General features: G+C 31.9%; 14 protein-coding genes and 1 tRNA gene. 9 read left to right on the top strand and 6 right to left on the bottom strand.

All coding sequences use genetic code 11. The annotated features are described in order from the left end of the window. Nucleotides 1-35 precede the first annotated feature (35 nt). The gene (gene odhB / locus ACJJVO_RS10790) at nt 36-1,250 is read left to right on the top strand and encodes a 2-oxoglutarate dehydrogenase complex dihydrolipoyllysine-residue succinyltransferase (protein WP_405573892.1); all 1,215 of its coding nucleotides are present in this window, start codon (nt 36-38) and stop codon (nt 1,248-1,250) included. Nucleotides 1,251-1,777: 527 nt separating this feature from the next. Here the strand turns inward: odhB and ACJJVO_RS10785 are convergent. Both ACJJVO_RS10785 and ACJJVO_RS10780 read right to left on the bottom strand, forming a co-directional pair. Next, the gene (locus tag ACJJVO_RS10785; protein ID WP_405573889.1) at nt 1,778-2,401 is read right to left on the bottom strand and encodes a response regulator; all 624 of its coding nucleotides are present in this window, start codon (nt 2,399-2,401) and stop codon (nt 1,778-1,780) included. Between the two features lie 66 nt (nt 2,402-2,467). Then, nucleotides 2,468-2,911, bottom strand: coding sequence for a retropepsin-like aspartic protease (locus ACJJVO_RS10780; RefSeq protein ID WP_405573886.1), 444 nt, complete (start codon nt 2,909-2,911; stop codon nt 2,468-2,470). Between the two features lie 37 nt (nt 2,912-2,948). Between ACJJVO_RS10780 and ACJJVO_RS10775 the strand changes: the two genes are divergently transcribed. From ACJJVO_RS10775 to ACJJVO_RS10740, 8 genes are all read left to right on the top strand, one after another. Next, nucleotides 2,949-3,716, top strand: a complete 768-nt coding sequence (locus ACJJVO_RS10775; protein ID WP_405573884.1) for a TatD family hydrolase — start codon at nt 2,949-2,951, stop codon at nt 3,714-3,716. Beyond that, on the top strand, nt 3,717-4,745 hold the full coding sequence (locus tag ACJJVO_RS10770; protein ID WP_405573881.1) for an asparaginase: 1,029 nt from the start codon (nt 3,717-3,719) through the stop codon (nt 4,743-4,745). It begins immediately after the preceding gene. A gap of 76 nt (nt 4,746-4,821) precedes the next feature. Beyond that, a tRNA-Ser gene (locus ACJJVO_RS10765) sits at nt 4,822-4,909 on the top strand. Between the two features lie 76 nt (nt 4,910-4,985). Next, the gene (locus ACJJVO_RS10760) at nt 4,986-5,753 is read left to right on the top strand and encodes a MotA/TolQ/ExbB proton channel family protein (RefSeq protein ID WP_115817035.1); all 768 of its coding nucleotides are present in this window, start codon (nt 4,986-4,988) and stop codon (nt 5,751-5,753) included. A gap of 9 nt (nt 5,754-5,762) precedes the next feature. Beyond that, entirely contained in the window at nt 5,763-6,203 is a 441-nt protein-coding gene (locus ACJJVO_RS10755; protein ID WP_405573878.1) for a hypothetical protein, read from the top strand. Nucleotides 6,204-6,210: 7 nt separating this feature from the next. Further along, nucleotides 6,211-6,846 carry an ExbD/TolR family protein gene (locus tag ACJJVO_RS10750; protein ID WP_405573875.1) on the top strand — a complete coding sequence of 212 codons (636 nt, stop codon included), beginning with the start codon at nt 6,211-6,213 and terminating at the stop codon, nt 6,844-6,846. 11 nt (nt 6,847-6,857) lie between these two features. Next, nucleotides 6,858-7,322: an ExbD/TolR family protein gene (locus ACJJVO_RS10745; RefSeq protein WP_405573873.1), complete on the top strand. Its 465-nt coding sequence runs from the start codon at nt 6,858-6,860 to the stop codon at nt 7,320-7,322. A gap of 96 nt (nt 7,323-7,418) precedes the next feature. After that, nucleotides 7,419-8,126 (top strand): porin family protein, encoded by a 708-nt coding sequence (locus ACJJVO_RS10740; RefSeq protein WP_405573870.1) that lies wholly within the window; start codon nt 7,419-7,421, stop codon nt 8,124-8,126. Here ACJJVO_RS10740 and ACJJVO_RS10735 read toward each other — a convergent pair. The 4 genes from ACJJVO_RS10735 to ACJJVO_RS10720 all read right to left on the bottom strand — a co-directional run bounded on the left by ACJJVO_RS10735 (nt 8,121) and on the right by ACJJVO_RS10720 (nt 14,248). Next, nucleotides 8,121-8,729 (bottom strand): hypothetical protein, encoded by a 609-nt coding sequence (locus ACJJVO_RS10735; protein ID WP_405573868.1) that lies wholly within the window; start codon nt 8,727-8,729, stop codon nt 8,121-8,123. The two genes, ACJJVO_RS10740 and ACJJVO_RS10735, sit on opposite strands and share 6 nt — an antisense overlap. A 12-nt stretch (nt 8,730-8,741) precedes the next feature. Beyond that, on the bottom strand, nt 8,742-10,208 hold the full coding sequence (gene rpoN, locus ACJJVO_RS10730) for an RNA polymerase factor sigma-54 (protein WP_405573867.1): 1,467 nt from the start codon (nt 10,206-10,208) through the stop codon (nt 8,742-8,744). Between the two features lie 77 nt (nt 10,209-10,285). After that, nucleotides 10,286-11,731 carry an asparagine--tRNA ligase gene (gene asnS / locus ACJJVO_RS10725; RefSeq protein WP_405573864.1) on the bottom strand — a complete coding sequence of 482 codons (1,446 nt, stop codon included), beginning with the start codon at nt 11,729-11,731 and terminating at the stop codon, nt 10,286-10,288. Between the two features lie 105 nt (nt 11,732-11,836). After that, nucleotides 11,837-14,248: an RND family transporter gene (locus tag ACJJVO_RS10720; RefSeq protein WP_405573861.1), complete on the bottom strand. Its 2,412-nt coding sequence runs from the start codon at nt 14,246-14,248 to the stop codon at nt 11,837-11,839. Between the last annotated feature and the right edge of the window lie 49 nt (nt 14,249-14,297).

The raw sequence follows: 14,297 nt of genomic DNA, 5'->3' as shown, positions 1-14,297 counted from the left end.
CAACGCAAATTAGAGCTTAACAAAACGAAAAAAGCATGATTTTAGAAATGAAAGTGCCTTCACCAGGCGAATCAATTACTGAGGTGGAAATTGCAGAATGGTTAGTGCAAGATGGAGATTATGTAGAAAAAGACCAAGCAATTGCTGAGGTAGATAGCGATAAAGCAACTTTAGAATTGCCAGCAGAAGCTAGTGGAACAATTACACTAAAAGCAGAAGAAGGTGATGCTGTTGCTGTGGGTGCTGTAGTTTGTTTAATAGACACAAGTGCAGCAAAACCTGAGGGTGGTGAAGCACCTGCTAAGACAGAAAAGATAGAAGAGGCTCCTAAAAAAGAAGTTTCTCAACCAGTTGTTGAAACCGCTAAAACTTATGCAACAGGGACTGCAAGTCCTGCTGCTAAAAAAGTATTAGCAGAAAAGGGAATTGATGCTAGTACAATTTCTGGTACAGGTAAAGATGGAAGAATCACTCAAGACGATGCTGTGAAAGCAGTGCCTTCAATGGGAACTCCAACAGGAGCTAAAAGAGGAACAACGCATAGTAAAATGTCTATGTTACGTCGTAAAGTAGCTGAGCGTTTAGTAGAAGCTAAAAATACAACGGCAATGTTAACCACATTTAATGAGGTTAATATGACACCGATTTTTGAATTGCGTAAGCAATATAAAGAAGACTTTAAAGCAAAACATGGTGTAAGCCTTGGCTTTATGAGTTTCTTTTCTTTAGCTGTGGTTAGAGCTTTAAAAATGTATCCAGCTGTTAATTCTATGATAGATGGCAAGGAAATGTTAACTTATGATTTTGTAGATATTAGTATTGCAGTTTCGGGTCCAAAAGGATTAATGGTACCAGTGATTAGAAATGCAGAGAATTTATCTTTTAGAGGAATAGAATCTGAAGTAAAGCGTTTAGCTCTTAGAGCAAGAGATGGACAAATCACTGTTGATGAAATGACAGGTGGAACGTTTACTATTACTAATGGAGGAGTATTTGGTAGTATGTTATCTACACCAATTATTAATCCTCCTCAAAGTGGAATTTTAGGAATGCACAATATTATTCAACGTCCTATTGCTGTAGATGGTAAAGTTGAAATTCATCCAATGATGTATGTGGCTTTGTCTTACGACCATAGAATTATAGACGGAAAAGAATCTGTTGGTTTTCTAGTGGCTGTAAAAGAAGCATTAGAAAATCCTGAAGAATTATTAATGGATAATAACGTAAAGAAGGCTTTAGAGATGTAAATCTTAAAAGTTAATAAAATTTAAAAAGCGCAATTCCTCTGGATTTGCGCTTTTTTACTCCTAACTAACAAGAGATTATCTAACTAAGATTAATTAAAAAAATTAACTGCAATATTTGCAGAGATTACGATTACTGAACTTACAACTAATAAAAATATAAATATTTTGTCAGTTTTTGCAGGTGATTCATTTTTCATTGTTTCCATAATTTTCATGTTTTTAAAAAAGCTCTGAATTATTATTTAACTCAGAGCCTTAGGTATTTAACTTGAGACATTGATTAATAGCTGATGTAAAATTGCACATTATTTTAATGCAATACTATACGTAGAACTACGTATTTTTTGACTTATTTGCATAAAAAAAGTCTCGGACTAACTATCCGAGACTTAAATAATCCCTAAGAACTAACTAATAGCTCGTTATTAACCCTTAATTAATAACAATGATTCATTGATAACAACTAAATCACTGATGTAAATATCTTAAATAAAAGGATGCGATACTATACGTAGTACTACGTATATTTAGAGAAATCTTAAATTTTCTTTTGCAAATAAATACAAACTTGCTGATTTTGAGTCTAATGCGAGTTTTGTTCTAATGTGACTTTTATGTTTTTCTACTGTTCTAACCGATATATTTAGCTCTTTTGCGATTTCAGTAGCTGTTTTATTGCTTCCAATCAGTTTAAAAATCTTCGTTTCTGCTTCAGTTAAGCTCTTAATTTTATCAGGAGCATTATTAATTTCAATGTAAGATAAAAGTTCTGGGCTAAAATATGGTTTGTTATTACTAACGGAAGTGATGCAATTTTCAATCTCATCTAAAGCAAATTCTTTTAAAACATAACCATAGGCACCTAATGTTTTTGCTTCGTTATAAGTGTTTTCGTCTTTTTCGAAAGTGATAAGTACAATTTTCGTTTTAATATTGCTTGCTTGGCATTTTTTTGCGATTTCCAAACCAGTAAAAAAGGGCATTTTTATGTCTAAGATGGCAATGTCTGGTCGATGCGCTTTAATTAAAGCTAAAGCTTCTTTTCCATTTTTTGCACTAGCTATAACATTAAATTTATTTTCTTGTAAAAAATCATTGAGACCTTTAAGTACAAGAGGATGGTCATCTGCTATAATGATGGTAGGGTTCATTTTTTTGCTATTAATTCAAATGAAGGGTTAATTTTAAAGGTAAAAAAAATCTATATTTTATAATGATTATTTTAGTTTTAAATACAAGTATTTTTTTTCGTAATCTATAATACCTTTGCCTTTTTTTAAAACATCTGCACCAATAATACCGTCAACTGGCTCTGCATTATGGTTAATGAGTCCTGTATTAACATGAGATAAATTAAATAAAATTAAAGACAGACGGTTTTTTTTCCATTTCCCAACTTTAATAGAATTAGATTTAGAAATCTGTGTCACCATATCAGATGCTCCTGCTCCGACAGCTTTGATATCAGAATCTTTTACTTTAAGATTAAATCGCTCAATAGCCTCAAAACCAACACAACTATTAGAGGCTCCTGTGTCTAAAATAAAACGTCCTTTAATACCATTTATGGAAGCTTTAATTTCAAAATGATTTGTTTTAGTAAACTTTAATTTAATTTTAGAATAACCCTTACTAATAAGGAAGTCTTTCAATGTTTCCATTATTTTAATTTGTACAAAGATAGTTTACTTTTGTAAAATGATAATTACTGACACACACACACATTTATATAGTGATGCTTTCGATGGTGATAGAAAAGAAATGATGCAAAGAGCAATTGATGCCAATGTAAAGCGCTTTTTTATTCCTGCTATAGATTCATCTTATATGGAAGCAATGCTTCAGCTCGAAAAAGATTTTCCAGAGTATGTTTTTTTAATGATGGGCTTGCATCCAACATCTGTAAAAGATAATTATAAAGAAGAGCTAAAATATGTTGAGGATTTCTTAAAAAAAAGAAAATTTTGCGCCATTGGAGAAATAGGAATAGACCTTTATTGGGATAAGTCTACTTTAGATATTCAGATTGAAGCTTTTAAATATCAAATCAATTTAGCTAAGCAATACAAATTACCAATTGTTATTCATTGTAGAGAAGCGTTTGATGAAATTTTTGAAGTTTTAGAACAAGAGAAATCGGATGACTTATTTGGGGTTTTTCACTGTTTCACAGGCAGCTTAGAACAGGCAAAACAAGCTATTTCTTATAATATGAAATTAGGAATAGGTGGTGTTGTCACTTTTAAAAACGGCAAAATAGATCAATTTATTAATCAGATAGATCTAAAGCACATTGTTTTAGAAACCGATTCTCCTTATTTAGCGCCAAAACCATTCCGAGGTAAAAGAAATGAAAGCGCCTATATTAATAAGGTATTAGAAAAATTATCGGAACTTTACAGCATAAGCGAAGAAGAGATCGCAACTATTACCACAGAAAATTCAAAAGCTATATTCGGAATCTAAATGATAAAGCAACCACATATCTTATTAATATATACGGGAGGAACTATTGGTATGGTAAAAGATGTTGAAACGGGTGCCCTAAAAGCATTCGATTTTAATAGTTTACTCGTTAAAATTCCTGAACTACGTTTATTAGATTGCACAATTGAAACCATTTCATTTGAAGAGCCTATAGATTCATCCAATATGAATCCCGTCTATTGGGCAGATATTGCAACTATTATTGGAGATAATTATCTAGATTTTGATGGTTTTGTTGTTTTGCATGGTAGTGATACTATGAGTTATTCGGCATCTGCACTCAGTTTTATGTTAGAGAATCTAGCAAAGCCAGTAATATTTACAGGTTCGCAATTACCTATAGGGGATTTGCGTACAGATGCTAAGGAGAACTTAATTACATCAATTCAGATGGCATCTTTACAAAAGGACGGTGTACCAATAATTAGAGAAGTAGGTTTGTATTTTGAATATAAATTATATAGAGGTAATAGAACTACAAAATTAAATGCTGAGCATTTTGAAGCTTTTGAATCACTTAATTATCCGCATTTAGCAGAATCTGGTGTGCATCTAAATGTAAATTCAGAATATTTATGGAAGCCAAAACTCAATGAGAGATTAATTGTAAGAACGGCAATGGATGCTAATATTGGAGTGTTAAAATTGTTCCCAGGAATATCTAAACCAATTTGTGAAGCTATTCTTACAAGTAAATTAATAAAAGGCCTAATTATAGAAACTTATGGTTCTGGTAATGCAACAACAGAATCTTGGTTTATCACGTTATTACAAAAGGCTATAAAAAACGGACTATATATTGTAAATGTTACCCAATGTGTAAGGGGAAGGGTAAACATGGGACAATATGAGACGAGTTCGCAATTAAAGCTTATTGGTATGATCTCAGGTAAAGATATTACCACAGAAGCGGCAATAGCTAAAATGATGTACCTTTTAGGTGAAAAAGTAAAACCAGAAGAATTTCAGTTGTATTTTGAAACTTCACTTAGAGGAGAAATGTCTTAAAAATAACACAATAAATTTTAGTGTTTGAAGTTTTTTTCGTTATTTGCCCTGGTGTAATATAACCTTAAAAATTTAGAGAGAGGTGGCCGAGTGGTCGAAGGCGCACGCCTGGAAAGTGTGTATACTCCAAAAGGGTATCGAGGGTTCGAATCCCTTCCTCTCTGCTGATATTTTTATGTTATAATTGCATATTTTTTTATATCTTTAACACTTTAACTAATAAAATTAAGATTCAGAACAATGAAAAGATTATTTTCTATCCTTGCCATAACATGTTTAATGGCTATCGGAACTGTTAATGCAAATGCAACAACAGCCTTTGCAAGCGCAACAGCAACTGTAACAACTGTAACTCAAGCAGAACCAGCTTCTGAAGACTTGACGTTTCATCAAGAATTAAAAAAGCGTTTTATTGAAGGTGGTCCAGGCTTTATGGGTATTGTACTACTATGTTTAATTCTTGGATTAGCAATTGCTATCGAAAGAATTATCTTTTTAAACCTTTCAACAACAAACACTAAAAAATTAACCCAAAATGTAGAAGATGCATTAAATTCTGGTGGTATCGAAGCTGCAAAAGAGGTTTGTAGAAATACAAAAGGACCTGTTGCTTCTATATTCTATCAAGGTTTAGATAGAGCAGATGAAGACATTGATGCCGCTGAAAAAGCTGTTGTAGCTTATGGTGGTGTTCAAATGGGTCAACTAGAAAAGAATGTATCTTGGATTTCTTTATTTATCGCTTTGGCACCAATGCTTGGTTTCATGGGTACGGTAATTGGTATGATTCAAGCCTTCGATAAAATTGAAGCTGCTGGTGATATGCAACCTTCTTTAGTTGCAGGTGGTATTAAAGTAGCACTTTTAACAACAGTATTTGGTCTTATTGTAGCTATTATACTTCAAATCTTTTATAATTATATCATTGCTAAAATTGATAGCATTGTAAATGACATGGAAGATGCATCTATCACATTGATGGATTTACTAGTAAGACACAAAAAATAAAAAATAATTATGCACAAAATATTAAAAATAGTAGCCGCTGTACTAAGTTTAGCTGGGATTATATCTCTAGTTAGAATTATTGCTGCTGGTGACGAAGCAATAAAGACTGGTGAAAGCGCTAGTCTTGTAGACCCAATGGCTTATATTGCTTATGTTATATTAGGATTAGTTTTAGCATTTGTAGTGTTTTTTGTTTTAAAAAATCTATTTACAAATACAGCAGGTCTTAAGAATACCTTAATAGGTGTTGGAGCTTTTGTTGCAGTATTAGTTATATCTTATGCTGTATCAGGTAGTGATTTACCTTTACAGTATAAAAATGGTGATACATTTGCAACAGAAGGAGAATCAACAATGGTTGGAGCTGGCTTAGTTGCCTTTTATATATTATTAGCAGTTGCCGCAATTTCTATGATTTTCTCAGGAGTAAAAAAAGTAATTAGTAAATAATATAAAAATGGCAAAAAGAGCAGCACCCGAAGTGAACGCAGGATCAATGGCTGACATTGCCTTCTTATTACTTATCTTTTTCTTAGTTACAACAACAATTGAAAAAGACAAAGGATTATTAAGAAGTTTGCCACCAATTGATGACTCTCAAGTTACACCTCCTATTATTAAACAGAAAAATTTATTTACTGTTTTAATTAACCGTCATAACCAATTGCTAGTCGAAGACGAAGAAATGCAATTAAAGGATTTAAGACAAGCAGCCGTTGAGTTTTTGGATAATGGAGGAGGAACAAATGCAGCAGGAGAAACTTGTACGTATTGTAAGGGTAAGAGAGATGAATCTTCATCTGATCACCCAGACAAAGCTATTATCTCAATGAAGCATGATAGGGAAACAACTTACGAAAAGTACATGGATGTACAGAATGAACTTGTGGCAGCTTATAATATCTTAAGAGAGAGAGAAGCTACAAGATTGTATAAGAAGTATTATCCTAATGCGGAAAAAGTATTTACCGCAATGTTAGAAGAGAAGGAAAAGAACCAATTTAGTAAGGATGAAGTGCTTAATGAGCGTATTGAGACCATTAAGAATTTATTCCCTATGAAGTTGTCTGAAGCAGAACCAGATAAAGACTAAAAGAAACAAATATGTCAAAATTTAGAAAGAAGGAAAAAGGTGAATTACCGGCAATTTCGACGGCATCACTTCCAGATATTGTATTTATGTTACTTTTCTTTTTTATGGTTGCAACCGTAATGCGAGATAGTTCTTTAATGATTGAAAACCGATTACCTAGTGCAGATCAAGTTGAAAAACTTAAAAAAGATAGAACTATTTTTATCTATGCAGGTAAGCCGAGTAGTCAATACAAACAATTTGGTGAAGAGCCAAGAATTCAGTTTAATGATGCATTTATAGGTTTAGAAGATGTACAGTCTTCAATTTATCAAGGTATTAGTGAAATGAATGAAGAACTGCAAAGTAAAGTAGTTGTAGGTCTTAAAATAGATAAGAATACCAACGCAGGTTTGGTTTCAGATATCAAACAAGAGCTACGAAAAGCTAATGCATTAAAAGTAATGTATATTGCTAATGCAAGAAAAGATGAATAATAGTTATAATTTATAATTATATAAATAGGCGTCCTGATTTTTTCAGGACGTTTTTTTTATGCAAAAATGAATTAAAGATTTTGTAATTTTATAAATATGAAAAATTTTATTTTTGTTCTATTTGTGTTAATTGGTATCGTCGGATTTTCTCAAAATAATGATACTAATACAACAGATTTATCAGAACTCTATAAAAACTATAGAGAAGATCAGTTTTATGCATCTGTAACTTATAATTTATTAAATGAAAAACCATCTGGTGTTAAACAGAGTGGCTTTTCTTCAGGGTTTAACTTAGGTTTTATTAGAGATATGCCTATTAATCAGCGAAGAAATGTGGCTATAGGTTTGGGTTTGGGGTTGTCTGCAAATTCATATAATCAAAAAAACATATTGATTTCAGAGATCAATAATGACATTGAGTTTAGCATCATTGACGAGAGCGATTATGATGTTACAAAGAATAAATTTACAACCTATTTAGTTGAAGTTCCTTTAGAAATTAGATGGAGAACATCTACAGCAAGTGATTATAATTTTTGGCGTATATATACCGGATTTAAAATAGGTTATCTACTTTATAATTCTACAAAGTTTCTTAGTGATCTAGAGAATAGTACACTCTCTAATATAGACAGTTTTAATAAACTTCAATATGGGCTTACTTTAAGCGCTGGTTATGGCACGTGGAATTTTCATTTATATTATGGTCTTAACCCAATTTTTGATGCCAATTTACAATCTGATAATACAGCAGTTGATATGAAATCCCTCAAAATAGGACTCATGTTTTATGTATTATAACCAATAACTAAGTAGAAAAATTTGTGGAGTTATGCCTGTGAATAAGCCTATTATTAATTCTTGATTTGTGTGGGCTTTTAAATGCAAGCGAGAAGTAGCAATGGCTCCAAGAATAATTAGCATTAAAGCGATTGTCCCATTTATATTTATTTTGTAATGCATACTAATTGCAACGGCAAACATTGTAAAACCTGAAGCTGCAATCATATGTATACTTGCTTTTATTTTGAAAACAGCTAAAATAAAACAAGTTAAAGTAGAGCATAGAATCCCCAAAAAGAAATAATATAATTCTATAATTTCACTCGGTGTTAGTACTCTGATTAGAATTAATAGCGTAATTACAGAATTGATAAAGAGGGGAATTAATCGTTCTCTAGTACTTTTTAAATATATCGAATCAACTTTATTTATAGTTTTAAGTAAAAAAAAGAGTAGAATAGGTAAGATGATTGTAAGAATTACTATAGAAAAAATCTTAGCTTTCATTACAGGCTCTGGAATAAACCGAGGTGTTTTAGAAAAGTAAAAAATGACACCCAATAATGGCATTATTAACGGATGAAACACAAACGATATGCCTTTTAAAATAAATTCTTTCATCGAAAGGGCTTCTTAAAGTTCTTTTCTTAAACGAGCTACTGGAATATCTAATTGTTCTCTGTATTTAGCAACTGTACGCCTAGCAATTGGGTAGCCTTTTTCTTTTAAGATTTTAGCAAGAGCTTCATCTGTCATTGGCTTCTTTTTACTTTCTTCTTCAATTACAGTTTCTAGAATTTTCTTAATTTCTCTTGTAGAAACCTCTTCACCTTGATCGTTAGTCATAGATTCTGAGAAGAATTCTTTAATTAGTTTTGTACCGTAAGGTGTGTCCACATATTTACTATTTGCAACACGGGAGATGGTAGAAACATCCATTTCAATCTCGTCTGCAATATCTTTTAATATCATTGGGCGTAAATTACGCTCATCACCTGTTAAGAAGTATTCTTTTTGGTAATGCATAATAGAACTCATAGTTATAAATAACGTCTGCTGACGTTGTCTAACTGCTTCAATAAACCACTTTGCTGCATCTAACTTTTGTTTAATAAACATTACAGCATCCTTTTGGGATTTAGACTTCTCTTTGGTCTCTTTATACCCTTTAAGCATGTTGTTGTATTCTCTTGAAACATGCAATTCTGGAGCATTTCTACCATTAAGCGTTAGCTCTAATTCACCGTTTACAATCTTAATAGCAAAATCTGGTACAATATGTTGAACAATTTTATTATTGCCAGCATAAGAACCTCCAGGTTTAGGATTAAGATGTTCTATTTGTTCTATAGCATCTTTTAGTTGTTCTTCGTCAATATTAAATTTTTGCATTAATTTTTTATAATGCTTTTTAGTAAACTGCTCAAAACCTTTATCTATTATAGCTGTTGCCATTGCCACATCAGGACGTTGTTCTTTCCTGTGTAGTTGAATACTTAGACATTCTTGAAGGTTACGAGCACCAACACCTGCTGGATCTAATTGATGTACTATATGTAATACTTTTTCTACTTCTTCTTCAGTTGTGTAAACATTTTGAGTAAAAGCTAAATCATCAGTAATATCAGAGAGTGATCGACGTATATATCCGCTTTCATCTACACTCCCAACTAAGAAATAGGCAATTTCCTCTTCTTGATCTGATAAGCGAAAGGTGTTTAATTGATTTGTTAAATGCTGTGTAAAAGATGTTCCGGCAGCATATGGTACAGATTTATCTTCATCATCTGCACTATAATTGTTGGCTTGAGTACGATATTCAGGGACTTCATCATCGCTTAGATATTCGTCTATATTAATATCTTCAGCTTCAATAGTTTCATTATCATCATAAGTTTCCTCAGAATTATCAAATTCATCTAGGTTATCCTCTGAGGCTTCTGATTCTTTACCTGTGTCTAATGCAGGATTTTCTTCTAATTCTTGCTTTAAACGTTGCTCAAAGGCTTGTGTAGGCAACTGAATCAACTTCATAAGTTGAATCTGTTGTGGTGAAAGCTTTTGTGAGAGCTTAAATGATAAAAACTGCTTTAGGGACATAAAATTTCTGTTGATTATAAATGTAATAAAAAAATCCTGATAGGTTTTAGAAACCGATCAGGATTATCATTTAACAATTAAAATTCTGCATTTTGTGGTGTTCTAGGATAAGGGATGACATCTCTAATATTTCCCATTCCTGTTGCGAACATTACTAAACGTTCAAAACCTAAGCCAAATCCAGAGTGTACTGCAGTTCCGTATTTACGTAAATCTAAATACCACCATAATTCTTCTTCAGATATATCTAAGGCTTTCATTTTTTCTTTTAAAACGTCTAAACGTTCTTCTCTTTGAGAACCACCAACCATTTCTCCAATGCCAGGAAATAAAATATCCATAGCTCTTACTGTTTCTCTTCCTTCACTATCTGGCTCATTTAAACGCATGTAAAATGCTTTTATGTTGGCAGGATAATCAAATAAAATCACAGGACATTTAAAATGCTTTTCCACTAAGTAACGTTCATGCTCAGATTGTAAATCTGCTCCCCATTCTTCAATGATATATTTAAATTTCTTCTTCTTATTTGGTTTACAGTTTCTAAGAATATCTATTGCTTCAGTGTAACTTACACGCTTAAAGTTGTTGTCTACTACAAACTTAATTTTTTCAATTAAGCTCATGTCACTACGCTGTGCTTGAGGTAATTTTTCTTCTTCTTTTTGTAAGCGATTATCTAAAAATTCTAAATCTTCACTGTTTTTTTCGAGTACATAACTTAAAACGGATTTCATAAAATCTTCAGCTAAATCCATGTTGCCAGCTAAATCCATAAAAGCAACTTCTGGTTCAATCATCCAGAACTCTGCTAAGTGACGTGTTGTATTAGAATTTTCGGCTCTAAATGTTGGTCCAAAAGTGTAAACTTTACCTAAAGACATCGCATAAGTTTCAGCTTCCAACTGGCCAGAAACAGTTAGGTTCGTTTCTTTTCCGAAGAAATCTTCTTTGTAATTTACAGAACCATCTTCATTTAATGGTGGATTTTTTGCGTCTAAATTTGTTACTTTAAACATTTCACCTGCACCTTCAGCATCACTACCTGTTACAATAGGTGTGTGCATGTAGTTAAAGCCATTTTCATTAAAATATTTATGAACAGCAAATGATAATGACGAACGTAAACGCATCACAGCACTAAATGTATTTGTTCTTGTGCGTAAATGCGCATTTGCTCTTAAAAATTCGAATGTGTGTTTTTTGGGTTGAATTGGATATGTTTCTGGGTCAGAATCCCCTAAAATCTCTAAAGTTTTTACAACGATTTCAACCGATTGTCCTTTTCCCTGGCTTTCAACTAATTCTCCAGTGACATGAACTGCAGCTCCTGTAGTAACACGTTTTAAAAGGGCTTCGTCAAAATTTTCAGAATTAACAACACATTGTATATTATTAATAGTAGAACCGTCGTTTAATGCAATAAATCTATCATTTCTAAAAGTTCTTACCCAACCTTTAAGAGTAACATCTTGTAAGGTTCCATCTTGCGATAATAATTCCGCTACAGTTTTTGAAGTCATTTTTTAATTATTTTGAATGCTAATATATATGTTACCAAATGAATTTTAAAATAAAGCATTCAATTCTAATGAATCAAAGCATATTTTAAAGTCATATTAGTCTTATTAATTGTTTTGTTTTGAATCTTCCTCTTCATCATCTTCTTCCGAAGGAATAATATTTATTGAAGGTTTTCGTAACACTTCTTTGTTTGCAATATTACGCTCTAAAGATAATAATAGAGAAGGTAATAACAATAGGTTAGAAAGCATTGCAAATAGTAATGTTATAGAAACTAAGGCTCCTAAAGCTACGGTTCCACCAAAGCTTGAAATTGTAAATACCGAAAATCCAAAGAATAGTACAATAGATGTATAGATCATACTGACACCAGTTTCTCTAAGTGCTGCGTATACGGATTTTTTAATTTTCCAATGATTAGCTTGCAATTCTTGCCTATACTTTGCTAAAAAGTGAATAGTATCATCTACTGAAATTCCGAAAGCAATACTAAATACCAAAATAGTAGAAGGTTTAATAGGTACTCCAAGGTAACCCATTAAGCCAGCTGTAACTAATAACGGTAATAAATTAGGTATTAATGATACAATAATCATTCTAAACGAACGAAAAAGGTATGCCATAAATAACGCAATAAGAACAATGGCTAAGGTTAATGAAATGGCTAGGTTTTTAACCAAATATTTTGTCCCTTTTTGAAACACAAGAGCTTTACCTGTAATAATAACGTTATAGCGTTCTTTAGGAAATACTTTATCTATTTTGGTTTGTAAATCTTCTTGAATACGTTCCATTTTTGCCGTACCAATGTCTTTCATAAATGTAGTAATACGAGCATATTGACCTGTACTATCTACAAAATTACTAAGCATGTCAACATTAGATGTTGAGTTTTTAGCATAAGATAAAATAAAATTATTTTCTTGGCTTGTTGGTAATTGATAGTATTTAGGGTTCCCGTTATAATAGGCTTGTTTGCTATATTTTACCAAACTCACTACAGAGATTGGTCGAGATAATTCAGGGATGTCATGAATTAATTCTTCTAACTGTTCCATACGTTTTAAAGTCGCTAATTTCATAACTCCCTTTTTTCGTTTGGTATCTATCATTATTTCTAATGGCATAATACCATTAAACTCAGTTTCAAAAAAGCGTATATCGTTAAAGAATTCGGTATCTTGAGGCATATCTTCTATAAGACTTCCAGAGATTTTAATCTGATAAATCCCAATAATACTTCCCACAATTAACAGTAAAGCTGTAGCGTAGATGGTAATTTTTCTATGTTTTACCATGTTTTCCATCCAATTTACAAAAGCACCAATCCATCGTTTGTTTAAATGCTCTAAGTGGCGTTCTTTAGGATAAGGTAAAAACGTGTAAAGAATAGGAATAATAAGCAAGCATAGTATAAAAATGGCTATAATGCTTAGTGAAGCTACTATACCAAACTCTTTAAGCAATTTACTCTCAGTAAGAATAAATGTAGCAAAACCAGAAGCAGTTGTAATATTAGTCATTAAGGTTGCATTACCAACTTTGGTAATTACTCGCTGTAAAGACCTTACTTTATTACCATGAGATTTTACTTCTTGCTGATATTTATTAATTAAGAAAACGCAATTAGGTATCCCAATAACAATAATTAAGGGAGGAATCAATGCGGTAAGCACCGTTATTTCATAACCTAGTAATCCTATGATACCAAACGTCCACATCACACCAAAACAAACTACAATAAGAGAAATAAATGTGGCTCTAAATGACCTAAAAAATAAGAAGAATATTAAGGAGGTCACAAAAAGTGCTGCTCCAATAAAAATGGGAATTTCACCTACAATAGTTGTTGCATTTAAGGTTCTAATGTATGGCATACCAGATATGCGAACATCGAGTCCTGTTTCTTTCTCAAATTTTTCAACCTTTGGAAGAAAATTATCTAGAATATAATCCTTTCTTGCAGATGTATTTACGATATCTTTTTTAAGGTAAATCGCAGTTCTTATCGTTTTAGTTTCTGCATTAAATAAGAAATTATCGTAAAATGGATATTGTTTAAAGAGTTCCTCTTGAAGCTGATCTATTTCTTTAATACTATGTATTGAATCTTTGATAAATGGTTCTAAGTCGAACTTTTCTTCTTTTGTATTTTTTACTAATTTTTGAAGATCTTTTATAGATAGCACAGACTCTACTTCGTCATAACCTTTAAATGAATCGGCAAGTTTGTTCCAAGCGTTAAGTTCTTTTACTGAAAAAAGGCTTGAATCTTTAACACCTAAAACAATTAGGTTCCCTTCTTCACCAAAAACGTCTAAAAAATTATTATAAATTAGATTGACTTCGTGATCGTCTGGTAAAAGATTGGCTTCAGTAAAGGTGAAGCGCATGTGTTTCCATTGCATACTAAAAAACACAGTAGTAATTATAATAGCAATAAGTATGAAGATTTTATTACGTAGAATAAGTCTCGCAATAGCTTCCCAAAATCCTGTGGTTAAAAGTTTAAACATTCGCTAAATAAAATAAGCGGCAAAGGTAGAAAAAAGCTAATGATTAGTA

This window comes from Winogradskyella sp. Asnod2-B02-A, assembly GCF_045063645.1.
GTDB lineage: Bacteria > Bacteroidota > Bacteroidia > Flavobacteriales > Flavobacteriaceae > Winogradskyella.
The sequence above is the reverse complement of the archived record's forward strand: the minus strand, read 5'-3'. Positions and strand labels throughout refer to the sequence as shown.

Coding starts and splice junctions, on each gene's coding strand:
- odhB (WP_405573892.1), top strand. CDS start 36: ATGATTTTAGAAATGAAAGTGCCTTCACCAGGCGAATCAATTACTGAG.
- ACJJVO_RS10785 (WP_405573889.1), bottom strand. CDS start 2,401: ATGAACCCTACCATCATTATAGCAGATGACCATCCTCTTGTACTTAAA.
- ACJJVO_RS10780 (WP_405573886.1), bottom strand. CDS start 2,911: ATGGAAACATTGAAAGACTTCCTTATTAGTAAGGGTTATTCTAAAATT.
- ACJJVO_RS10775 (WP_405573884.1), top strand. CDS start 2,949: ATGATAATTACTGACACACACACACATTTATATAGTGATGCTTTCGAT.
- ACJJVO_RS10770 (WP_405573881.1), top strand. CDS start 3,717: ATGATAAAGCAACCACATATCTTATTAATATATACGGGAGGAACTATT.
- ACJJVO_RS10760 (WP_115817035.1), top strand. CDS start 4,986: ATGAAAAGATTATTTTCTATCCTTGCCATAACATGTTTAATGGCTATC.
- ACJJVO_RS10755 (WP_405573878.1), top strand. CDS start 5,763: ATGCACAAAATATTAAAAATAGTAGCCGCTGTACTAAGTTTAGCTGGG.
- ACJJVO_RS10750 (WP_405573875.1), top strand. CDS start 6,211: ATGGCAAAAAGAGCAGCACCCGAAGTGAACGCAGGATCAATGGCTGAC.
- ACJJVO_RS10745 (WP_405573873.1), top strand. CDS start 6,858: ATGTCAAAATTTAGAAAGAAGGAAAAAGGTGAATTACCGGCAATTTCG.
- ACJJVO_RS10740 (WP_405573870.1), top strand. CDS start 7,419: ATGAAAAATTTTATTTTTGTTCTATTTGTGTTAATTGGTATCGTCGGA.
- ACJJVO_RS10735 (WP_405573868.1), bottom strand. CDS start 8,729: ATGAAAGAATTTATTTTAAAAGGCATATCGTTTGTGTTTCATCCGTTA.
- rpoN (WP_405573867.1), bottom strand. CDS start 10,208: ATGTCCCTAAAGCAGTTTTTATCATTTAAGCTCTCACAAAAGCTTTCA.
- asnS (WP_405573864.1), bottom strand. CDS start 11,731: ATGACTTCAAAAACTGTAGCGGAATTATTATCGCAAGATGGAACCTTA.
- ACJJVO_RS10720 (WP_405573861.1), bottom strand. CDS start 14,248: ATGTTTAAACTTTTAACCACAGGATTTTGGGAAGCTATTGCGAGACTT.